This is a genomic window from Streptomyces sp. NPDC058662 (assembly GCF_042716255.1).
Taxonomy (GTDB): domain Bacteria; phylum Actinomycetota; class Actinomycetes; order Streptomycetales; family Streptomycetaceae; genus Streptomyces.
In genome coordinates, this window is the sequence record NZ_JBHXRU010000025.1 from 1 (window position 1) to 22,101 (window position 22,101).

Sequence of the window (22,101 nt, forward strand, 5' to 3'; positions counted from 1 at the left end):
TGCGCGACCTGCGCCGCTCGCTCGCGGACCCCCTGATGGACGTCCTGCACCGGGTCCTGGCCACCACCGGCCTGGAGGTCGAGCTGTCCGCCTCCCCGCAGGCGCTCGCCGCCCGCCGCCGCGCCCGCCCGCCCCGCGACCCCGGGCCGGTCACCCGATGCGTCCGTTGGGGCGATCGGCTGTCCCGTTGTGTCTGAGCCGCTCGCCCCGCGGGGGACGAATGGCTTGCGTCCCCAGCGCATCCGTCCGCCCGGTGAACGCCGAACAGGTGGCAAGCGCCACTTCACGACACGGAGGACTGAATGCACGCGAAGTCGGTTGCTCGGCATCTCATCACGACCCCCCAGAGGCAGACCACGTACACCACACCGCACAGCGCGGCGGCCGCCGTCGACACCGACGTGGCCGCCGCCGTCAACCGTGAACTGGATCTCGTCTGCGGCGAGTTCGTCGAGTACAGCCGCTCCCTCGACGCCGTCTTCGCGAGGGACGTCGCCGAGCGCCTCGCCGTCTTCGTCCTCGGCGGCGGCTCACGGATCCGGCCCCGCTTCCTGTGGTGGGCCATGCGGGCCTGCGGCGGTACGGACTCCCACGCGCCCGGGGCCCTGCGCGTCGCCGCCGCTCTCGAACTCATCCAGAGCTGCGCCCTCATCCACGACGACGTCATGGACCAGTCGACCGTGCGCCGCGGCAGGCCGTCCTTCCACACCCAGATCGCACTCCAGTACCCGGCGGCCGAGCCCCCGCACGGGGCCGGGCCGTCACCGTTCGCGCAGTCGGCGGCCGTCCTCGCCGGAGACCTCGCGCTGTCCTGTGCGGACGACCTGGTCGCGGACGTCGACCTGGAGCCGCCCGTACGCACGCACGTCCTGCGGATCTGGCGGGCCATGCGGACGGAGATGGTCGCCGGGCAGTACCTCGACCTGCACGGCCAGGCCACCACCTCCCGTTCGGCTGTCCAGGCCATCCGGACCGTCTGCCTCAAGACGGCCCGCTACACGGTCGAACGGCCCCTGGCCCTCGGCGCGGCGCTGGCGGGGGCCGACGACGCCACCACCCGCGCCCTGACCGCCGCCGGCCGCTGCGCCGGCATCGCCTTCCAACTGCGCGACGACCTCCTCGGCGTATTCGGGGACCCGCAGGTGACCGGCAAGCCCTCGGGGGACGACATCCGCTCCGGCAAGGCGACGTACCTGCTGGCCCTGACCCACTCCCGGGCCCGCGCCACCGGTGCCACAGCCGTCATCGACCTCCTCCGGGACTGCCGGGGCAGCGGCGACCTCTCCGGTCCCACCCTGTCCGCCGTCCGCGACGCCCTGCGGTCCACCGGGGCCCCGGCGCAGGTCGAACGGCGCATCGAGCGCCTGGTACGCGCCTCCGAGCGCCACTTGGCCGCGGCGCGCATACAGGGCCCCGCCGCCCACCACCTCGCCAAACTCCTCAGACGGGTCGCCTCACCCCCGCGCCACGCCACCGCCGCAGCACCGGCCGACCCCCAGGGAGACTCCCGATGAGGACGATCACCGGGCGCACCGACCATGTGGTCGTCGTCGGCGCGGGCCTCGCCGGCCTCTCCGCCGCCCTCCACCTCCTCGGCGCGAACCGCCGCGTCACCCTCGTCGAACGCGACCCCGTCCCCGGCGGCCGGGCCGGCCTCATCGAGCGCGGCGGTTACCGCTTCGACACCGGCCCCACCGTGCTCACCATGCCGCACCTGCTGGAGGAGGCCTTCGCGGCGGTGGGCGAGAAGATGTCCGACCGCCTGACCCTGCACCCCCTCCACCCCGCCTACCACGCCCGGTTCGCGGACGGCAGCAGCCTCGACATCCACACCGGCGCCGAAGCCATGGAGACGGAGATCGAACGTTTCGCAGGCGCCCGGGACGCGGCCGGGTACCGGCGTCTGCGCCGCTGGCTGCACGAGCTCTACCACGCGCAGACGGGCCGCTTCATCGAGTCCAACTTCGACTCGCCCCTCTCGCTCCTGCACCCCGACCTGGCCCGGCTCGCCGTGCTGGGCGGGTTCGGCCGCCTCCAGCCGAAGATCGCCCGGTTCATCACGGACGAGCGGCTGCAGCGCGTCTTCTCCTTCCAGGCCCTCTACGCGGGCGTCCCGCCGGCCCGCGCGCTCGCCGCCTACGCCGTGATCGCCTACATGGACACCGTCGCCGGCGTGTACTTCCCCGAGGGCGGTATGCACGCGGTACCCACCGCCCTGTCCGAGGCCGCCGCCGCCGCGGGCGCCACCCTCCTGCACGGCGAGACCGTCACCCGCCTGGAGCGCAGCGGTGACCGGATCACCGCCGTCGTCACCGACCGGCAGCGCATCCCCTGCGACGCGGTCGTGCTGACCCCGGACCTGCCCGTCGCGTACGGGCTGCTCGGCGCCCGCCCGCGCCGCCCGCTCGCGCTGCGCCACTCCCCGTCGGCCGTCGTCCTGCACGCCGGCACCGACCGCACGTGGCCCGAACTGGCCCACCACACGATCTCCTTCGGCGCCGCCTGGAAGCAGACCTTCCGTGAACTCACCCGCACCGGCCGCCTGATGAGCGATCCGTCGCTCCTCGTCACCCGGCCCACCGCCACCGACCCCGGCCTGGCCCCGCCCGGCAAGCACACCCACTACGTGCTCGCCCCGTGCCCCAACACCGCCGTGGGCCCCTCGGCCGCCACCTGGAAGGAACTGGGCCCCCGCTACCGGGACAGCCTGCTGCGCGAGCTGGAACGCCGCGGCCTGACCGGCTTCGAGGACGCCATCGACACCGAGGTCCTCATCACCCCCGCCGACTGGACGGCCCAGGGGCACGCGGCCGGCACCCCGTTCTCCGTCGCCCACACCTTCCCCCAGACCGGCCCCTTCCGCCCCCGCAACCTCGTGCGCGGCACCGCCAACGCCGTACTCGCCGGTTGCGGCACCACTCCCGGCGTCGGCGTCCCCACCGTGCTCATCTCCGGCCGCCTCGCCGCGGCCCGCGTCACCGGCCTGCCCGGCGCCCGCCGGTCCGCGGCCCGCCCCGCCACGGCGACGGAAGGCGACCGGGCATGACGCGACGCGAACTCGACGCCGCCGCCATCACCGACCCCGACCTGCGCGCGGCCTTCGACCGCTGCCGCCGGCTCAACGCCCGGCACGGCAAGACGTACTTCCTCGCCACCCGGCTGCTGCCCGCGTCCCGCCGCCCCGCCGTGCACGCCCTCTACGGCTTCGCCCGCTTCGCCGACGACATCGTCGACGACCTGTCCGCGCCCACCACCCCCGCCGACCGCGCCCAGCGGCTGCAGGCCCTCTCGGACGACCTGCGCGCGGCGATGGAGGGCGGCCCCGGCCGCCACCCCGTCGTCACCGCCGTGGCCCACATCGCGCACCGCTACCGCATCCCCTACGGCCACTTCGACGACTTCCTCGCCTCCATGCGCAGCGACCTGACCGTCACCGACTACGGCACGCTGGAGGCCCTGCGCCGCTACATGCACGGTTCCGCGGCCGTCATCGGGCTCCAGATGCTGCCCGTGCTGGGCCACACCGCCCCCCGGGAGGAGGCGGCCCCGCACGCGGCCGCGCTCGGCGAGGCCTTCCAGCTCACCAACTTCATCCGCGACGTCGGCGAGGACCTCGACCGCGACCGCGTCTACCTGCCCGCCGACCTCCTCGCCGCGGACGGCGTGGACCGGGACCTGCTGCGGTGGAGCCGGAGCACCGGCCGCCGCGACCCGCGCATCACCCGTGCCCTGCACGCCGCGGCAGCCCTCACCCGGCGGTTCTACGCGGAGGCGGAACCGGGTCTGGACATGCTCGATCCCGCCTCCCGGCCCTGCGTCCGCACCGCTTTCGTCCTCTACGGGGAGATCCTCGACGCCGTCGCCCGCGACGGGTACGCGAGCGTCCACCGCCGCTCCTCGGTCCCGCTCGCCCGGCGGGCCGCCGTGGCCGCCGCCGGACTGGCCAGGATCGCGGCGGTCCGCCTCAGGACCCCCGCCGCCCCCGCACCCGTGATGGAGGAGCCTTCCCGATGAGCCCGCGAGCCCCACGCCGCCGTCGCCTCCCGATCCGCCTGCGCCGCGGTCCGGTGGCCTGGCACCGGCAGGAACCGACCTGGCGGGACGCCTCACCCCGGCTCATCGACGCCGCCCTCAAGCGGGCCGGAGCCCGGCCCGCCGGCAACTGGTACGTCCTGGGCCCGAGCGCCGCCGTCCGCCCGGACGCCGCCTACGGGCGCACCGTCGAGGGGACGGAGATCGTGGCCTGGCGCGGCGCCGGTGGCGCCCTCGTCGCCGGCCCGGGCGCCTGCCCGCACCTGGGCGCGCCGCTGGCACAGGCGCCGACCCGCTGCGGCACCCTGGTCTGCCCCTGGCACGGACTCGCCCTCGACGGCGCCGCCTTCGCCGGCTGGAACCCCTACCCCGCTCACGACGACGGCGTCCTCGCCTGGGTGCGCCTGGACGAGCACGGGGGCGAGGAACCCCTCGACACCCCCGCCGTACCGCTCCGCCCCGCCGCCGCCCGCTCCCTGACCGCCGTCTACACCGGCACCGGCGTCTGCGAGCCCGAGGACGTCGTCGCCAACCGCCTCGACCCCTGGCACGGGGCGTGGTTCCACCCGTACTCCTTCGTCGACCTCACCGTCCTCGACGACGGCGCCGGGAGCGACGTCCTCACCGTGCGCGTCTCCTTCAAGCTGACCCGGCGCGTGGTCGTGCCCGTGACCGCCGAATTCACCGCCCCGGGCCCCCGTACCGTCGTCATGCGCATCACCGAGGGCGAGGGCGAGGGATCCGTCGTCGAAACCCACGCCACGCCGCTGGGAACCGCACGCGACGGCCGCCCCCGCACCCTCGTCACCGAGGCGGTCATCGCCGCCTCCGAGCGGCCCGGCTTCACCCTCGCCCGTACCGCGGCCCCCCTGCTGCGCCCCCTCGTGCGCCGCGCGGCGGGCCGCCTGTGGCAGGACGACCTCGCCTACGCGGAGCGCCGCTGGGACCTGCGCAGCACGGGCCGCTTCCCCGGCTGAGGCGGCGGCGCGCGGCCCGCCCGCCGCCCGAGCCGTCACCGCTCGCGGGCCGCCGGCCAAGGAGCCGTCACCGCTCGTGGGTTCCCGCCCGAGCCGTCACCGCTCGCGGGCCGGCTCCCGCCCGAGGCCCGCCAGCACCCGGCCCGCCGCCGAACGGCCCCGCGACGGCACCGTCCACAGCGTCTCGCCCCGCACGCCCCACCGCTCCAGCAGGGCGTTCGCCGCCATGAACCCGCTGGTGGCCGCCCGTTCCATCAGCGCCACGGGCAGCCCCGTACGCACCAGGTCGCCGGCGACCACGACACACGCGTCCCCCGTGCGTACGGCGGGCCGGTCCCGGTAGCCGCCGACGGTGAACAGCGGGCAGTCCGCGCGCCACTCGTGCCGCGCGTCGACGATCTCGGCGCCCGCCGTCTCCGGGTACACCTCGCGCAGTTGCCGCACCAGCCGCGCCTCCACCTCGGGGCGCCGCTCCGCCGCGTCGACGGCGTACGCGTGCAGTTCCACCACCGAGCCGCCCGTCCGCAACGCCCAGCGGTGCGCCTCGCCCTCCCACCGGTCCAGGACGCTCACGTTGTCGAGGCCGCCGAAGCCGCTCGTGCCGAGGAAGCCCTGGCGGCCGGCCGCCACGGGACGCGACAGCCACAGGCGCGACACCAGGAACGGCGGCGCCGTCCGCAGCCCGTCGACCCGGGCCCGCCACGCCGGGTCCACCAGCTGCGGGGACGCGCCGACCACCTCCCGCAGCCCGCCGGTGTCCAGGGCCAGCACCACCCCGTCGTACCGTTCGGCCGAGGCTTCCGCGACGACCTCCACCCGGTCCTCGCCGACGGGAGCCACCCCGCGGACCGCCGCGCCCGTACGGATCTCCACGCCGAGGCCGTCCAGGTGCCGGGCCAGCGGGTCCCACAAGGCCTGCGGGAAGGGCTCGCGCGGCACATCGAAGAGCAGTCCCTCGCTGGAGCCGAGGAAGTAGATGTGGAACATCAGCACCAGTTCCGCGGCGGAGAAGGTCGCCGGATCGGCGAAGAAGCTCCGCGAGAACACCTCGAAGGCCAGGTGGTGCGCCGCCTCGGGGAAGCGGATCGAGGCCAGGAAATCCGTGGCACTGACCCCGTCCAGGGACTCGTACACCTCCGGGACGCCCACGTCCAGAAGGGGCAGGGCGGCCCGCGCGTTCATCCGCCCCAGATCCCGCCAGCCGAAGGACGGGCTCCGCGCGACGAAACCGAGGGCGCTGAGCGGCGGCGTGCGCGGCACGCGCGCGAAGCTGTCCTGCCCGCCGTCGCGGTGGCGCAGCGGGTAGTCCGGCAGTCCCGTCAGGCCGTGCAGGCCCGGGTCGGTGCGGCGCAGCAGGGCGCGCAGGTTGTAGTACTGCCGGAAGAAGGCGTGGAAGCCCCGGCTCATCGTCACCTCCGAGCCGTCGGCCAGGCGCGTCCCCCACCCCGCCAGCCGGCCGCCCAGCTGCGCGTCCCGCTCGTACAGGACGACCCGTACGCCGCGCTCGGCGAGCACCGTCGCCGCCGCCAGCCCGGCGATGCCCCCGCCCACCACGGCCACCCGCGGGCCGACGCCCTCGATCTCGGAGCGGCCGGGTCGGGCGCCGACGCGCCGGGCCCGCCGGTCGCGGCCCGGGTAGGCCCCGTTCACGCGGCGACCCGTCCGACGAAGGTGTGGGTGATCCCGGTCTGCCACCCCGGCAGCGGCAGTGCCCGCACGTCCGTGAAACCGGCGGCGCGCATCCGGGCGGCGAACGCCGGCGCGGTGTCGAAGCCGAGCACACTGCGCCACAGGTGCTCGTACAGTCCCGCGTCCCCGCCCGCCCGGCCGAGCGGCATGATCACCGCCCGGCACACGGCCGTCCACAGCGCCCGGTGCACCGGCTTCCCGCTGAGCGCGTACTCGTGCACGGCGATCCGCCCGCCCGGCGCCATCCGGGCACGCACGGCGGCCAGGGTGCGGTCCGGGTCGGGCACGTTGCGCAGGAGGTAGGCGGCGAAGACGGCGTCGAACGGCCCGTCGACGCCGGCCTCGCCCAGCCGGTCGGCCGACGCCTCGACGAAGCGGACCCCCGTCGGCCATGTCTTGGCGGCGGCCCGCTCCAGCATGCCCGCCGAGGCGTCCACCCCGGTGATGTCGGCCCGGCGCGCGGCCGACAGCAGCGCGGCCGTCGACGCGCCGGTCCCGCAGCCCAGGTCCAGGACCCGGGCGCCGCGGCCCTCGTCCGGCAGGCCGAGCCTGCGCGCGGAGCGGCGCAGATGCCCGTGGTAGCCGGGACTCGCCGCGACCAGCAGGTCGTAGCGTGCCGCGGCACGGTCGAAGGCAACCGACAGGGCCTCGTCGCGCAGCAGTGACATGTCAGCCTTTCAACGGCGTCCCGGCACCGCGGCCGGGACGGTTCGGGGAAGCAGCGGCAGTTCGAGCAGCGACCGCAGCATGGGGACGACAGGGGTGCGCAGACCGATCCCCAGGTCCTCGAAGGGCGAGGTCGCCCCGTCCAGGAACCGCAGGACCCGCTCGGCCGGCACGGAGGAGAAGAGGTGGGCGAAGAACGGCCCGCCGGCGACCCGGCCGGTGTCCAGCGCCCGCAGCAGCACCGCGTCCATCGCCCGGGCCCGCCGCCCGTGCACGGCCGGCACCCGGGCGGGGGAGCGTCCCGCGCGCACCGCCCCGGCCAGCTGGCGGCTCTGGCGCTGGATCGCCGCGAAGGTGTATCCCGTCGACGGCCGGGTCGCCCCGCCGGCGGTTCCGATGAGGAAGACCCGTCGCCCGGCGCGGCGCGGGAAACGGCCGTCGCTCATCGGGATCACCCCCTGCTCGCGCTCTCCCACGGTGTAGTCGCCGAGGCCGAGGGCCGTCGCGCAGTAGTCGCGCAGCGCGCGCTCGTAGGCCGCGTCGTCCAGGACGGCGGGTGAGAACTCCGTGTACTCGACCAGCGCCTCGTACCGGCTGAGCGGCAGGACGTACCCGAAGGCGAGGCCGCGGGACGGCTGGGGCACCCGGAAGTCCATCAGGGTCGCCGCGCCCGGATCGAAGGCAGGCGCGGGCGTACGCACGAACCATCCCGTGAAGTGCTGGAGCAGCGTGGTCCGGGCGGCGGGCAGCAGCCGCGGTGGCCGCGAGTCGAAGACGAGCCCCGACCGGAGCACCGAGGGAGCCCCCGACGCGTCGCGGCCGCGGACCAGCGCCGCGCCGCCGGCGTCGTGGACCGACTCCACCGCCGTCCGCCGCACCTCCACCCCGTACCCGGCGAGCCGCTCCGCCATGGCCGCCTCGAACCGGTCGGAACGCAGCATCTTGTACCTCAGCGGCCCCAACGGCCGCTCGATCACGGCGCCGTCCGGGCCGTGGACGCGCAGCCGGTCCCAACTCGCCGCCAGCAGGCCGTCGTACGGCCCCGCGCCGGCCTCCCAGTAGCACCAGGTCCGCGAGGGGGACCGCAACGGCCCCGGCGGCGCCTCGACCACGAGCACGCGCGGCGCCGGCCCGCCTCCGGCCCGCGGCGCGGCGAGCTCGACCGCCAGGGACAGCCCGGCCGCCCCCGCGCCCACCACGGTCACATCAGCGTCCCAGCTCACCCCGGCCTCCCGCCCCGCGCGCCAACGGTCCCTCTTCCGCGCCGGGCCCGCCGGCGGATGCAGGCGACGGCCGGCTTCCGTCCGGTCACGGCGTGAGGGTCTGCTCGGTCCAGACCGTCTTCCCCGCGGCGTCGTAGCGTGTGCCCCATCTCTGCGCCAGCTGGGCGACGATGAACAGGCCGCGGCCGCCCTCGTCGACGGTGCGGGCGTGCCGCAGGTGCGGGCTGGTGGCGCTCGTGTCGTGGACTTCGCACGTGAGCGTGCGGTCCTTGATGAGGCGCAGCCGCAGCGGCGGGGTGCCGTAGCGGAGCGCGTTGGTGACCAGCTCGCTGACGATCAGTTCGGTGGCGGCCGCGGTGTCGCCGTCCACCTCCCACTCCTCCAGCGTCCGGGACGCGAGCGCGCGGGCGGTGGCGGCCTCGGTGAGCCGGTCGCCGAGGAGCCAGGTGGCCGCGGCGGAGGCGGGGAAGGCGTGGGCGCGCGCGAGCAGGAGGACCGCGTCGCCGTCGCCGCGGGGGTCGAGCGTGTACAGGGCGTCGTCGCACAGGTCCTGCAGGGACCGGTCGGAACGGGCGAGGACATCGTGGAGCGGGCCCGGGGCGCTCTGCGCGGAGGCGCTCAGGAACCGGGAGGTCGGGAGGGCGAGGGTGCTGCCCTCGGCGAGCTCCACGGTCGTGGTGGCGAAGGGCCAGCCCTCGGCGCTGCCCAGGGGCGGCCCGACGCTGATGTCCGCGCAGGTCGGGGCGCCGTGGGGAGCGACGACCACCGGCGGCGCGCTGTGGCCGGCGGAGGCGAAGGTGCAGACGCGGTTGAACGGGTCGTAGACCGCGTAGAGGCAGCTCGCGGACAGCGGCCGCTGGTACATCGGGTCACCGGCGGGGAGCGCCGCGCGCTCGGCCGCGAGGGAGACCGTCGTGTCGTTGACGCGCGCCAGCAGCTCGTCCGACTCCAGGTCCAGGGCCGCCAGGGAGCGCACGACGGTGCGCAGCTGGCCCATCGCGGTCGCCGTGTGGATGCCCTGCCCGGCCACGTTGCCGACGACCAGGGCCGTACGTGCGCCGGACAGTGCGATCGCGTCGAACCAGCCTCCGCCCCCGCCCCCGTCGGCGCCCGGGACGTGCAGGTGCGCCGTCTCCACGGTGCTCTGCCGCGAGGGGTGGCGGGGCAGCAGGTGGCGCTGGACCGTCGCGGCGACGGTGTGCTCACTCGTGAAGCGGCGGGCGTTGTCGACACACAGCGCCGTATGGGCGCTCAGGTCCCGGACCAGGCCGAGATCGTCCTCGGCGTAGGGACGGGAACGCCCGGTGCGGTAGAGGCTCACCAGGCCCAAGGCACTCCCGCGCAGCGCCAGGGGAGCCACGAGCAGGGAGTGGGCGCCCGCGGCACGGATCGCGGCCGCCCGGTCCGGGTCGGCCTCCAGCCAGGGGGTGTCGCCGCTGAGCGCGACCAGCCGCGGCCGCAGGTCGGCCAGGGCCTGGGTGAAGGGGGTGGGGGACTGGAGGCTGCGCACATCGCCCACCGGATGGGCCTGCGCCTCATCCGGCCCGCCGCGCGACCGGAACGAGGCGCGCCGCAACGGCACGTCCGGGGTCGCCGGCCCCGTGGGGGGCTCCTCACCGCGCACCACCGCCTCGACCACCTCGACCACGGCGACATCGGCGAAAGCCGGCACCACGGTGTCCACCAGCTCCTGGCACGTGGCGATCACATCGAGGGTCTGCCCCACCCGCTCGCGCACCGCGTCCAGGACACGCAGCCGGGCGCGCGCCTCCTCCGCCTCCGTGACGTCGACGGCCGCGACCGCCACCCCCAGGACCGCTCCCCGTGGGTCGCTCAAGCGGAACACCGAGACCGCGTGCGTCCTCTCCCGCCCCTCGTCGAGCCGCGAACGCACCAGGCGCCCGCGCACCGGCACACCGCTCGCCAGTACCCCGCGGATCAACCCCTCCGCCTCGCCGGGCGAGCGGAGACCGGCGAACACCTCGGTGAAACGGCGCCCCAGGAGCCGCTCCGCGGGAACGTGGTGCAGGGGCTGCGTCGCGGTGTTGATCCGCACCAGCCGCAGCTCCGGATCGAGCACGTGCAGGCCCACCGGAGACTGGGTGAACAGGGCGTGGAGAACCGCCGTGTCCACGTTCCCGTTCTCGTGCCCGTTCTCGTTGTCGTTCTCGTTGTCGGGGACGGGCTGCCGCGCCCGCCGGGACGGGTCTTCGAGCCCCACAGCGACCACCTCCGCTCCCCACCCTGCCCCACGCGGCCCACCACCGGTCCCGCGCACAGCCGCGCAGTACCCCGATCAGCCCCAGGGCCGGTGGTGGCGGTGGCGGCGGTGGTGGCCGTCGGATCGCCGCCCGGGGCATGCAGGACCGTACGGGGCATGAAAGACCGTGCAGGCGGAAAGGCGCCAGGGTATGGGGACACCGGCGAGGCGGGCGGCCGTCGAGGGCCGCTTCCGCCACCGTGGAGCCGAACTGGTGTATGACGACGCCGGGATCGGGCCGCTGGCCGTGTACGCGCACGGCGGACTCGCCAGCCAGGCGCTTGAGCAGCGGATGGACCTGTTCGACTGGACGCCCGTCCTCCGGGCGGGCCGGCGCCTGGTCCGCTACGACGCCCGCGGACACGGCCGCTCCACGGGCCGCCCCGTGGACGAGGACTACACCTACCCCTCGCTCGCCGACGACCTGCTGGGCCTCCTCGACCACCTGGGCACCGCGGAGGCCGTGGACGCCATCGGCGCCTCGATGGGCTGCGGAACCTGCCTGCACGCCGCCGTCCTGGCACCGGACCGCTTCTCCCGGCTGGTGCTGCTCCTCCCGCCGACCGCCTGGTCGACCCGGGAGCCGTACGCCCGCGCCAATCGGGCCGCGGCCGACACCGTCGAACGGCACGGGGCGGCGGCCTGGCTCAGTGCCCGGGGAGAACGGCCGCGCCCCGCCGTGGTCGCCGACGTCCCCGACCTCCCGCCCGCGCCGCCGGAGCCGCTCCTGCCGTCCGTGCTGCGCGGGCTGGCCCGCTCGGACCTTCCCCCGCCCGCCGTGCTCGTCGCGTTGCGCTGCCCGGTCCTGATCCTGACCTGGGCGGACGACCCCGGCCACCCCGTCTCGACGGCTGCCGCCCTCGCCGACTGCCTGCCGGACGCCGAGCTCCACGTCTCCCGGACCCGCGCCGACGTACGGACCTGGGGCTCGCGCATCGCGGACTTCCTCACCGCCCTCCCCGCCCGGACCCGGGGCGACGCCAGGGTCCCGCCCGGGGCGGGAGGCCCCGGCCTCCCGCGCGCGAGTGGGGCGCCGGGGGCGGGGCAAGCGGAAGGCGAAGGGCGGAGAACCGCACCGTCCCACCCCGCGCGCAAGGAGAGTGCCATGAACAGCGCCCCGCCCGAGCCCGAACTCCCGGACCGCGTTCCGGAGAAGCGCGACGCCGTCACCCCCGACCTGCCGCCGCTCGGCCCGACCGCCCCGGACCTTCCGGTCGCCGCGAAGGACCGGGCCGCCGGGGACGACCCCGAGGACGGCAAGGGCGAGCAGGCCCCCGCCGAGGGCGCCCCGGACGAGGCGGCCCCGGACGAGGCGGCCGGAGGGAACGACGCCGGCGAGAAGGGGGAGCGGCCCGCCGCCGGGCCGGGGAACGAGACGCCGCAGGAACCGACCGACTGACCCGCGGACCGGGGCCGGGCCGCCTCCGCCCGTACCTCCGTTCATCCGAATGGCCTAACGGGATCGCGCCACCGTCGCCGACCCGGCGGGCCGCTCCTCCCCTCGCGCACGGCCCGGGCGGCGCCCGGATCGCCGCACCGAACACCCCCGCGCGGTCCGCCGCCGCCCGGCGCGGTGCGGGGGAGCGGGCCTCCCCGAGCGGCGTTACGTTGGTCGCTCCGAAGATCGCCGACGGCCGCATGCGGGGCCCGACTCGGGGCAGTCGCAGCCTGTCGTCAGTGGAAGCGGTGTGCACGGCGCGTGCCGCGTTCGATCCCGGAGGTACGCGATGTCCAGTACGGCCCTGACCTCGGGAAGGCTGCCCGGCCGCTTGCTCGCCCTCCCGAACGTCTACCGCCCGCAGGCGGACACCCGCCTCCTCGCCGCGGCACTCGCCCACGAGGAGCTGGGGCCCCGTACGGACGTCCTGGAGATCGGCACCGGTACCGGCGCCCTGGCCCTGCACGCCGCGCGCAGGGGCGCCGCCGTCACCGCGGTCGACGTGTCGTGGTCCGCGGTGGTCACGGCGCGGATGAACGCCCTGCTCCACCGCGTCCCGCTGCGCGTCCTGCACGGCGACTTCGCGGTACGGACCGCCGACCGCCGGTTCGACCTGGTGGTGTCGAACCCGCCGTACGTGCCCGCTCCCGGGGCCCGGCTGCCCTCACGCGGCCCCGAGCGGGCCTGGGACGCGGGGCACGACGGCCGCACGGTCATCGACCGGATATGCGCCACCGCTCCGGCGCTCCTGCGCCCCGGCGGTGCTCTGCTGATGGTGCACTCGGGCATGTGCGGACCCCAGACGACCGTGGACCGGCTGACCGAGGCCGGCCTGTCGGCCGAGGTCACCGCGAAGGCCTCCGTCCCCTGGGGACCCGTCCTGCGGTCGCGACGGGCGTGGCTGGAGCAGCAGGGCCTCGCCGGCGAAGCCGAGCAGTGGGAGGAACTGGTGGTCATCCGTGCCCAGAACCTCTGACGCCGCCCCACGCAACAACCGAGCGACCCGGCCGGCCGGCCGAGGACAGGAACCCGTGATGCCCCCTCGCACCACCCCCCGCCCGAACCCGGCGGGCACCGCGTCATGACGCCCCGCGACGAAGGCCCCGACCCCGCCCACCGCCGGCCCGCAGGGGTCGGCGACACGACGGTGGAGGGCCTGGGCTCGCTGTCCAAGGCCCTGGAGACGGTCGAACGGGCCCGCGGCCACCTCTACGGATTCCATCAGCTGACGGGGACGGCCGACCTGGAGCTGGACCGTGCGGTCAAGCTGCTGCGGGATGCCGGCCACGGGGACTGGGCGGACCGCATCGAGCGCGAGGTCCTGGGGCGCAACGTCATCCCCGGCCACTGGACCTTCCAGATCGTGGAGGCGTACAACCGCACCTACTACGAGCCGTTCCGGGACATCGAGCGGCAGGCACTGCACGACCTGGCCGACGGCAAGGACCACCTCTACGAAGCGGAAATGAAAGAAGCCCGCCGCACCACCGGCCACCCCGACCACACGGCCGGCCCGTAGTCCCGGGCGCCGCGACACGGCTCTCCGGGAGTCGCTGAGCGAGCGGATGGTCTCTCAGTCGGACTCGGCGTGACCCAGGAGAAGCCGTCACCAGCTTCGGTGCACGGTTGCCTTACCGCCGGTCACCAGGCTGGCCGGCGGAACGTCGTCGGCCACGACCGCGCCGGCGGCGACCACGGCGTCACGGCCGATGCTGACGCCGGGCAGGATCGTGGCACCGGCACCGATCCACACATTCTCCGCCACGTCGATGGGCGCGCCGGTGAGGTACAGCCGCCGCTCCTCGGGATCAACCGGGTGGCCGCTGGTGATGAACGTGACCTTCGGTCCGATCATCACGCGCTCGCCGATTCGGATGCCGGCATAGTCCAGGAACGTGCAGTTCTGGTTGATGAAGACGCGCTCGGCGAGGTCGAGGTTCAGGCCGTGGTCCGTGTAGAAGGGCGGATAGATCGTGACTCTCGGCGGCAGCGGCCTGCCGAGGATCGCCGCGAACAGTTCGGCCTTGCCCGCTTCGTCGTCGAAAGGCAGGACGTTCAGGCGGGAGGTGAGCTCGGTGACCCGCAGGACCCTCTCCGACATGGCCCGGAACTCGGCGCTGTGAATGCGCATGAGACGGTCGCTGGACATGCCGTGGTCCTCTCTCGATCGCCGACACGGCCGGATGCGCGTCGCCACCGGGGTGTGCATGCCGGCCGGCTCGATTACCCGGCACGATCCCCACTCGCTGGTCGCGCATTCTGGCACGGTCACCACGTACGGACACACCCCCGACGCCAGCCGGCCGGTCCCCACCCCGCCGGCCGACGGGATCACGGCAGGATCTCGACGTATCCGTCGGTTCCGTGCACACGGATCCGCTGCCCGTCCCGGATCATCCGGGTGGCCTGCTCCACGCCCACGACGGCCGGCAGGCCGTACTCCCGGGCGATCACCGCGCCGTGCGTCATCAGGCCGCCCACCTCCGTCACCAGGCCCGCGATCCCGACGAACAGCGGCGACCAGCTGGGATCCGTGAACGCCGTGACGAGGATGTCGCCCGCTTCGAGGTCGGCGTCCGCCATGTCGAGGACGACGCGGGCCCTCCCCTCGACAGTCCCCGCGGAGACCGGTACGCCGACCAGGGACCCGGCCGGCACGTCGTCCCGCCGGTACGCCCCGGTGACGGCCTCGCCGTCCGAGGTGAGCACCCGGGGCGCCGAGAGGGCGTGGTACGACCGGAACTCCTCCTTGCGCCGCTCGACGAGCCGGGCATCCACCCGCTGGGAGCGCACGGCCTCGTGGAGTTCCTGGAACGTGAGGTAGAAGACGTCCTCCTCCTCGGCGACCACGCCCGCCAGCACCAGGCGGCCGGCCTCCGCCAGCAGGGCCTGCTTGTAGACGAAGTACCGGCTGACGATGCCGTACTTCGGGTACTCGCGGTACCCGATGAAGGTCCTGACCCGGTCGATCATCCGCTTCGTCTCGGCCGCCTTGAGGTCACCGTCCGGCAGTTCCCGCAGCCGTGACAACACGTCATGTTCCTTCGCCCGCGCCTTCTGCCGTCCCTCCTCGAAGCGCCGCCCGGCGGCGCCCGGCCCGAAGTTCCTGACGTTGTCGAGGATCACGGGCACGAGCGTCGCGGGGCGCTCGCGCCAACGCGGCCTCGTGATGTCGATCTCCCCGACGCAGCGCATCCCGTACCGGTCGAGGTACGACTCCAGGGCGGCGCGTGCTTCGGCGCCGCCCGCGAGCTCCGCCAACCCGTCCAGGAAACCGTCGTCCCCGACGCCCTGCAGGAACGCCACCACCTCGGCGTGCGGACGGATGACGTCCGCGACGTCGAGCAGGGCCAGCCCCATCTCCGACGTGATGTTGCCGGGGGCGGACAGCGTGAGCGTATCGGCCGCGTTCTTCTCGCCCAGCCACTCATGCAGCCTGTCGTTCAGCCACCACGTGGCCTCCATCCCCGCCATGATCGCCTGGAAGTTCAACGGGTCGCCGAGTCCCCGCTTGTGCTCCTCGAAGGCTTCCAGCAGGAAGTCGAACAGTGCCGGTCCGCTCTTCGACCGGATGTCGCGCTCCAGCGCGGCGACGGATGCCCGGCTGCGCTCGACCAGCTCGGTGACGAGGGCCGGATCCGGGTCCACGGGCGCGGAGGCACCGCCCGCCGGTGGCGCGGCGGGATCCGCGTCCGGGAGCGGGGAGAGGAAGCCGTCGCGGTCGAGGACGGTCTCCAGCGCGTCCCTGATCAGCGGATCGGCCTTCCCCATGGCGTCCAGGAGTGCAACCCGGCTCGCGGGCGAGGCCAGGCGGCGGGTGACGTCGACGAACAGCCTCCCGCCGGCCTCGACCATCGGCACCAGGGCCGTCAGCTGCCACATGGAGAGTCCCAGGGGCTTCATGGGGTCGGTCATCATCTGCCCGTGGCCGACGGAGACATAGACGCGGTTCTCCGCGGCGCCGGCCCCGCCGGCCCCGCCGGCCGAAACAGGGACGGGGACGGGGAAGAGCGTTGTGATCGGCCGGCTCTGCACGATCTGGAAGCCGTCGTCGGCCAGGCACCATTCGATGTCCTGCGGGCGGCCGAAGTGCGCTTCGATCCGCCGCCCGAGCCGCACGAGCGCCACGGCCTGCGCATCCGTCAGCGCCGGCTGCTGCTGGAGCCGCGCGTCGACCGCCACCTCCTCCGTGCCGCCGTCCGGCAGGGCGTGGACGGCCCGCTTCTTGACGGCGATCGACTTGGCGACGACTTCGCCGTCCCGCACCGTGAAGACGTCCGGATCGACCAGCCCGGAGACCAGGGCCTCGCCGAGGCCGAAGCCGGCGTCGACAGCGGCTGTCTTCCGGTTGCCCGTGACGGGGTCGGCCGTGAACAGGATGCCCGCCGCGTGCGGGAAGACCATCCGCTGCACGACCACGGCCATGTCGACCGTCCGGTGGTCGATGCCGTTGCGCCGGCGGTAGGTCACGGCCCGTTCCGTGAACAGAGAGGCCCAGCACCGGCTGATGTGCTGGACGACGGCCGCCGGACCCACGACGTTGAGGTACGTGTCCTGCTGGCCGGCGAAGGAGGCCGTCGGCAGGTCCTCCGCCGTCGCGCTGGACCGGACAGCGCAGGCCGTGCGGGTGCCGAGCCGGGCGAGCGCGCGGGTGACCGACTCCGCGAGATCCGCCGGGACGGGGATCCCCTCGACGGTCCGGCGGATCCGCGCGCTGAGCGTACGGACCGCCTCCCGGTCGTCCGGGTCCAGGCGTGACAGCTGATCGAGCTGTTCGTCCAGGGAGGGCGCTCCCGCCACGATCCGGCGGTAGGCAGCGGTCGTCACGCAGAACCCCTCCGGGACACGGATCCCCTCGATCCGCGACAACCCGCCCAGGTGAGCACCCTTGCCGCCGACGACCGCCACCTGCGTCTCGTCGACCTCTCGCAGATCCAGCACGTACCGCTCGCTCATCGCGACACCTCCGGGGCAACCGTGGTCCGTCGGGCCGCCGTCTCCCGTCGCCCCGCACCGGCCGGCCGCATCCTCGGCGCCCCGGTCCGGCGCATCCGCACGCTGGGTCCTACCCGCGGTCCCACCCGCGGTCCCACCTCTCGGCGTCCCTCGTCCGTCGACAGCAACACACGCACGTCGTGCCCTCATTTCCGCAGGTTGTGGCCTCGGCCGACGATTCTGCGCCGTGACGGGGGCCTTGCCGCAAGCCCCCCGGTGCGCTATACCTTGAGAGTGGCAAGGAGACGTCTCTCCTTGCCTTTGCTTGTTTCTGCGTCCGACGAGGCTGCCGGCGGCGGCCCGAGGCGGCCAGAAGCCGTTGCCGTACCGGTCATGGAGTCTGCCGATCGACCGGGTGATCGCGCGAGCTTTGCCCGGCACGAGAGCAGAGCCTGGCGGCACACGGGGAAAATCCAGGGGAGCGGACGGCCGCGCGCTGCTACGGTCGGGCGCCATGAGCTGGCTTCCCGATGACTTCGTCCACCCCGTCCTGATACCGCTGCCGGGCGGCGGTCATCACCTACGGCCGATCCGGGAGGCGGACACCCCGCTCGACTACCCGGCTGTGATGGGTTCGCGCGAGCGGCTGTGGACCATCTTCGGCCCGGCCTGGGGCTGGCCCGCGGCCACCATGACCTACGAGGCCGACCAGGCCGACCTGTTGCGGCACGAGAAGGAGATCGCCGCGCACCAGTCCTTCAACTACGCGCTGTTCGACGCGGCGGAGACCGAACTGCTGGGCTGCGTCTACATCGACCCGCCGGAGAGGGCCGGCGCGGACGGCGAGATCTCCTGGTGGGTGGTGGACGAGCTGGTGGGCGGCAAGGTCGAGCAGGCCCTCGACGCGCTGGTGCCGCAGTGGATCGCCGCCGACTGGCCGTTCGAGCAGCCGCGCTTCCTCGGCCGCGAGATCTCCTGGTCGGACTGGCTCGCCCTGCCGCGGCATCCCGACGCGTAAGTGGGGGTTACCCGTACCGATCTGCAAGTCTGTCGGCCGAACGGGGTCGAGCCGGTGACTGCGGTGGTCTCCGTGCGTGGAGGCAGGGCCTCTTGGTAGCTCGATGGACGTTTACGCCAACAGGCTGTTCAGAAGGCCCTGTTGGGCCAGTGTGCAGTGATCAACATCGACAAGTTTTGATGTCGATAGCGTGTGCGATTGAGGATCGCGGGGGCTGCTTCATAATCCAGCTGTGGACATATCGACCGAAGCTGGAACCCCGTCAGCGCCTCGTGACGCAGCTCCGGCGCTTCGGGCGACGGCCGTTCATGCGCTCCTCGACAGCACGGGAGTGGAAATCGTCGGGTGAGCCCAGGAGTGCCGTCAGTGTGGTCTGTACGTGACGCCGGTTGGCACTTGTCGTTCTCGCCGTAGTTGTTCCGATGGTCTTTGACGTAGCTCAGCCGCTTCTTCTCCTGGGGTGTCTTGCGCTTCACCCTGGGCCTCCTCCGGCTCCCAGGAGCGCCAGAGTAGCCATGTGCGGGCGTGTCGGCCGCGCCGTTTCTGGGCGCCGGACGGCAAGTGAATTCTGCGCCAGAACGGTGCGGACCTTGGCAGACGGTCTGCACACGGTTCCGCCGCTACGCGGTCGACGGGATGTTCACCCTGGCCCTGCAGGATTCGGGCCCACGCGCTTACGGGCGGCGTCACTTAGGGTCTTGGGATGATCCAGCCTCTTACCGGGCCTCCGACGTGGAGGCATCCTCTCGCCGCGTTCGTGATGATATGTGTCGTGTCTGCCTGCTGGTACGGACTGCAGCCGGTCCCGCAGGGGTGCGTTCTGCTGCATGGAGGGGGGACCAGTTGGCAGGAGGCGTACAAGCAGGCCGTCGAGTCGGGCCTGTGCGAGGAGCCGGCGCGTTGGAGGACGTGGATCGAGTGATCCGTTCGAAGCCGACCTCGATGACTCGAAAGGCGCGTTCTGCGGATCCGGCGATCGCGCATACGCACGGCGGGGGGTCAGGGCCGGATTCGAACCGGCGTCATCCCCTCCTGGCAAGAGGGCGCGTCGACCTCTGCGCTACCTGGCCCCCCGCCGCGGTGACACCAGAGTAAGCCACGCCGCTGCGCAAGATCCGCTCGGGCAGTGAGGTGGATTCCGTGGCCTTCTCGCGGAGGCCCGCGTCGGCGAGGGGCACGACCGACGCTCACGCCGGGTCCGGTTCGAGTCCGGCCAGGCGCAGCAGCAGGGACTTCACTTCGGTGGCTGCCAGGCGGTCGTTCACGGCGTGGGGGGTGGAGCACAGGACGAGCGGGCCTTCCTCGTCGTTCGCGGGGAGGCGCCCGTGGCTGCCGCGGACGGGTGAGGGGTCCAGGGGTACGACGGCGAGGCGGTAGCGCATGCCGAGTTTCTTGCGTGCCAGGGCGCCGGCGGCCCGGAGTCGCACCAGGGGGTCCTCGGGGTCCATGAACAGTTCGGCGGGATCGTAGCCGGGTTTGCGGTGGATCTCGACGAGCTGGGCGAAGTCGGGGGCGCGGGCGTCGTCGAGCCAGTAGTAGTACGTGAACCAGGCGTCCGGGTCGGCGACGGCGACGAGTTCGCCCGAGCGGGGGTGGTCGAGCCCGTAGGCCTTCTTGCCGTCCTCGTCGAGCAGTTGCTCGATACCGGGCAGCCCAGCGAGGGCCTCGCGGGTGGCCTCCACGTTCTCCTGTCTGGGCACGTAGACGTGGGCGATCTGGTGGTCGGCCACGGCGAAGGCGCGGGAGGCGGCCGGGTCGAGGTACTCCATGCCGTCCTGGGTGTGGACTTCCAGGAGCCCGGCCCGGCGTAGGGCGCGGTTGATGTCGACGGGGCGGCTCACCCTGGTGATGCCGTACTCGGACAGGGCCACGACCGTGCGTCCCTCGCGCCGTGCGTCGTCGAGGAGGGGGCCGATGACGGTGTCGAGCTCGGCGGCGGCCCGGTGGGAGCGCGGGTCGTCGGGGCCGTAGCGCTGGAGGTCGTAGTCGAGGTGCGGCAGGTAGCAGAGGGTGAGATCCGGACGCCGGGTGCGCATGATGTGCCGGGTGGCCTCGGCGATCCAGCGGCTGGAGACGATGTCCGCGCCCGGGCCCCAGAAGTGGAAGAGGGGGAAGGTGCCGAACTCCTCGGTGAGTTCGCGGTGCAGGGCGGGGGGCCGGGTGTAGCAGTCGGGCTCCTTGCGGCCGTCGGCGTAGTAGACGGGGCGCGGCGTGACGGTGATGTCGGTGTCGGCGCCCATCGCGTACCACCAGCAGATGTTGGCGACGGTGTACCCGGGCCAGGCGCGGCGGGCGGTGTCCCAGAGCTTGTCCCCGGCGACGAGGCCGTTGTGCTGGCGCCACAGCAGTACCTCGCCGAGTTCCCGGAAGTACCAGCCGTTGGCGACAACGCCGTGCTCCGACGGAAGCGTGCCGGTGAGAAAGGTGGACTGGGCGGTGCAGGTGACGGCGGGCAGGACCGTGGTCAGCGGTGCCCGGGAGCCGGTGGCGGCGAGCGCCCGCAGGTTCGGCATGTGGGTGAGGAGCCGGGGGGTGAGGCCGACGACGTCCAGGACGAGAAGCGGAGTGGGACGCTGGATGCCGGGCACGGCGGGGGAGCCGGTCGTGTCGGGGACGCCGGTCGTGTCGGGGACGCCGGTCGTGTCGGGGGTGCCGGTCGTGTCGGGGGTGCCGGTCGTGTCGGTCATGGCAGTTCCTTGAGCCCGAGGTCGGTCAGGAGGTCGCGGGCCAGAGCGAGTTCCGCGGCGATGCCGTGGGCGAGCTGGGCGCGGGTGACGGGCCGCATCCCGGGTGGGAGGGCCTGCCAGGTGTACGTCTCGACCTCCAGGTGGCGGGTACGGGGGACGGGGCCGCCCACGAGGAGTGCCAGGGTGTCCTTGAGTACCGGGAGGGTGGAGGTCAGCGGGGGTGCGGGCCGGGCGTGCAGGGGGACGTGGAAGTGGGAGCGCCAGGGGCTCGCATCGGGCAGGGCCGGTCCTGAGACGGCCTCGTCGAGGTCGTCGGTGCCGCGCAGTCCGTCGGGGGTGAGGGTGCGGGTCTGGTGGAGGAAGCGGGGTTCGGCGAAGGCGGCCAGCGCGTCGCGTACCTCGGGGAGGTGCGGGTGCTCGGCGTGCAGGGCGGCGGAGAGCTGGGCTTTGGGGATGGTGACGCCCGCCGCGTCCAGGGCGGCCAGTGCGGTGTCCGGGTCCTCGAAGGAGGTGGCGAGGTGGCAGGTGTCGACGCAGACGCCGATGCGGTGCGGGGCGCCGACGGCGGTGAGGGGCGCGATCGCGTCGGCCGTGGTCTCGATGACGCAGCCGGGCTCGGGTTCGAGGGCGGCCCGGATCGATTTGCCCGTCAGCTCCTCCAGAGCGTCCAGGCGTGCGGCGAGCGTGGTGAGGGCGTCCCGCGCCGCCGCGGCCCGGGTCGCGTCGAATCCTCCGCGCCAGGCGAGCGGCAGGGTGGAGATCGTTCCCTCGGTGACGTCGTCGGGCAGGAGAGCGGTGAGGAGGCGGGCGAGATCGGTGGTGTACGCGAGGCGCTCGGGTTCGGCCCAGTCCGGCCTGTACACCCGGTACTTGACCTCGTTCCGGCCGAAGCCGGCGTAGGGGAAGCCGTTGAGGGTGACGACCTCCAGTCCGCGGCGGTCCAGCTCGGCCCGTAGGCCGCGCAGCGCCCCGGGATCGTCGACCAGGGCGCGGGAGGCGGTCCTGGCGAGCCACAGGCCGATGCCGAGCCGGTCCCGCCCCAGCCGCCGGCGGACGGGCTCGCAGTGGTCGCGCAGTTGGGCCAGGACTCCGTCGAGCGTCTCGGCGGGATGCACGTTGGTGCAGTAGGAGAGGTGGACGACGGACCCGTCGGGGTGGCGGAAGCGCATCGGTGGC

At 74.0% G+C, this 22,101-nt stretch carries 17 protein-coding genes and 1 tRNA gene; 9 read left to right on the forward strand and 9 right to left on the reverse strand.

From position 1 onward, the window contains the following. The 5 genes from ACFWUQ_RS12055 to ACFWUQ_RS12075 all read left to right on the forward strand — a co-directional run. Positions 1–197, forward strand: a 197-nt coding sequence (locus ACFWUQ_RS12055) for a hypothetical protein (protein ID WP_384536569.1), incomplete at its 5' end; no start/stop codon positions are given. Between the two features lie 105 nt (positions 198–302). Then, the gene (locus ACFWUQ_RS12060) at positions 303–1,514 is read left to right on the forward strand and encodes a polyprenyl synthetase family protein (RefSeq protein WP_384536396.1); all 1,212 of its coding nucleotides are present in this window, start codon (positions 303–305) and stop codon (positions 1,512–1,514) included. Next, entirely contained in the window at positions 1,511–3,046 is a 1,536-nt protein-coding gene (locus tag ACFWUQ_RS12065) for a phytoene desaturase (RefSeq protein ID WP_384536399.1), read from the forward strand. Before ACFWUQ_RS12060 ends, ACFWUQ_RS12065 begins: the two co-directional genes overlap by 4 nt. Further along, positions 3,043–4,014 (forward strand): phytoene/squalene synthase family protein, encoded by a 972-nt coding sequence (locus ACFWUQ_RS12070; protein ID WP_384536402.1) that lies wholly within the window; start codon positions 3,043–3,045, stop codon positions 4,012–4,014. The genes ACFWUQ_RS12065 and ACFWUQ_RS12070 overlap by 4 nt, the downstream gene beginning before the upstream one ends. Further along, positions 4,011–5,009: a DUF5914 domain-containing protein gene (locus ACFWUQ_RS12075; RefSeq protein ID WP_384536405.1), complete on the forward strand. Its 999-nt coding sequence runs from the start codon at positions 4,011–4,013 to the stop codon at positions 5,007–5,009. Before ACFWUQ_RS12070 ends, ACFWUQ_RS12075 begins: the two co-directional genes overlap by 4 nt. A 96-nt stretch (positions 5,010–5,105) precedes the next feature. Here ACFWUQ_RS12075 and ACFWUQ_RS12080 read toward each other — a convergent pair whose 3' ends face one another. From ACFWUQ_RS12080 to ACFWUQ_RS12095, 4 genes are all read right to left on the reverse strand, one after another. Next, a complete protein-coding gene (locus ACFWUQ_RS12080) occupies positions 5,106–6,659 on the reverse strand; it encodes an FAD-dependent oxidoreductase (protein ID WP_384536408.1) in 1,554 nt (517 codons plus the stop codon). Next, the gene (locus ACFWUQ_RS12085) at positions 6,656–7,366 is read right to left on the reverse strand and encodes a class I SAM-dependent methyltransferase (protein WP_384536411.1); all 711 of its coding nucleotides are present in this window, start codon (positions 7,364–7,366) and stop codon (positions 6,656–6,658) included. The genes ACFWUQ_RS12080 and ACFWUQ_RS12085 overlap by 4 nt, the downstream gene beginning before the upstream one ends. Before the next feature lie 9 nt (positions 7,367–7,375). Next, positions 7,376–8,587: a lycopene cyclase family protein gene (locus ACFWUQ_RS12090; protein ID WP_384536414.1), complete on the reverse strand. Its 1,212-nt coding sequence runs from the start codon at positions 8,585–8,587 to the stop codon at positions 7,376–7,378. An 85-nt stretch (positions 8,588–8,672) separates the two neighbouring features. After that, a complete protein-coding gene (locus ACFWUQ_RS12095) occupies positions 8,673–10,808 on the reverse strand; it encodes a SpoIIE family protein phosphatase (protein WP_384536417.1) in 2,136 nt (711 codons plus the stop codon). Positions 10,809–11,061: 253 nt separating this feature from the next. Here ACFWUQ_RS12095 and ACFWUQ_RS12100 point away from each other — a divergent pair, with 253 nt between their 5' ends. The 3 genes from ACFWUQ_RS12100 (at position 11,062) to ACFWUQ_RS12110 (ending at position 13,804) form a co-directional block, all read left to right on the forward strand. Next, the gene (locus ACFWUQ_RS12100) at positions 11,062–12,246 is read left to right on the forward strand and encodes an alpha/beta fold hydrolase (protein ID WP_384536420.1); all 1,185 of its coding nucleotides are present in this window, start codon (positions 11,062–11,064) and stop codon (positions 12,244–12,246) included. 328 nt (positions 12,247–12,574) lie between these two features. Next, positions 12,575–13,261 carry a HemK2/MTQ2 family protein methyltransferase gene (locus ACFWUQ_RS12105; RefSeq protein WP_384536423.1) on the forward strand — a complete coding sequence of 229 codons (687 nt, stop codon included), beginning with the start codon at positions 12,575–12,577 and terminating at the stop codon, positions 13,259–13,261. Positions 13,262–13,366: 105 nt separating this feature from the next. After that, complete coding sequence (locus ACFWUQ_RS12110) at positions 13,367–13,804, forward strand: hypothetical protein (RefSeq protein WP_384536425.1); 438 nt, start codon at positions 13,367–13,369, stop codon at positions 13,802–13,804. A gap of 87 nt (positions 13,805–13,891) precedes the next feature. Here the strand turns inward: ACFWUQ_RS12110 and ACFWUQ_RS12115 are convergent, their stop codons facing one another. Both ACFWUQ_RS12115 and rph read right to left on the reverse strand, forming a co-directional pair. Beyond that, positions 13,892–14,434 (reverse strand): DapH/DapD/GlmU-related protein, encoded by a 543-nt coding sequence (locus ACFWUQ_RS12115; protein ID WP_384536557.1) that lies wholly within the window; start codon positions 14,432–14,434, stop codon positions 13,892–13,894. A gap of 182 nt (positions 14,435–14,616) precedes the next feature. Beyond that, positions 14,617–17,241: a rifamycin-inactivating phosphotransferase gene (gene rph, locus ACFWUQ_RS12120; RefSeq protein WP_384536428.1), complete on the reverse strand. Its 2,625-nt coding sequence runs from the start codon at positions 17,239–17,241 to the stop codon at positions 14,617–14,619. Between the two features lie 493 nt (positions 17,242–17,734). On the opposite strand from rph, the gene ACFWUQ_RS12125 reads away from it, so the two are divergent. Beyond that, the gene (locus tag ACFWUQ_RS12125) at positions 17,735–18,238 is read left to right on the forward strand and encodes a GNAT family N-acetyltransferase (protein WP_384536431.1); all 504 of its coding nucleotides are present in this window, start codon (positions 17,735–17,737) and stop codon (positions 18,236–18,238) included. 995 nt (positions 18,239–19,233) lie between these two features. Here ACFWUQ_RS12125 and ACFWUQ_RS12130 read toward each other — a convergent pair. The 3 genes from ACFWUQ_RS12130 to eboE all read right to left on the reverse strand — a co-directional run bounded on the left by ACFWUQ_RS12130 (position 19,234) and on the right by eboE (position 22,094). Further along, positions 19,234–19,309 (reverse strand) — tRNA-Gly (locus tag ACFWUQ_RS12130). A gap of 116 nt (positions 19,310–19,425) precedes the next feature. Further along, complete coding sequence (locus ACFWUQ_RS12135) at positions 19,426–20,925, reverse strand: alkaline phosphatase family protein (protein WP_384536434.1); 1,500 nt, start codon at positions 20,923–20,925, stop codon at positions 19,426–19,428. Next, a complete protein-coding gene (eboE, locus tag ACFWUQ_RS12140; RefSeq protein ID WP_384536436.1) occupies positions 20,922–22,094 on the reverse strand; it encodes a metabolite traffic protein EboE in 1,173 nt (390 codons plus the stop codon). The genes ACFWUQ_RS12135 and eboE overlap by 4 nt, the downstream gene beginning before the upstream one ends. Positions 22,095–22,101 lie beyond the last annotated feature (7 nt).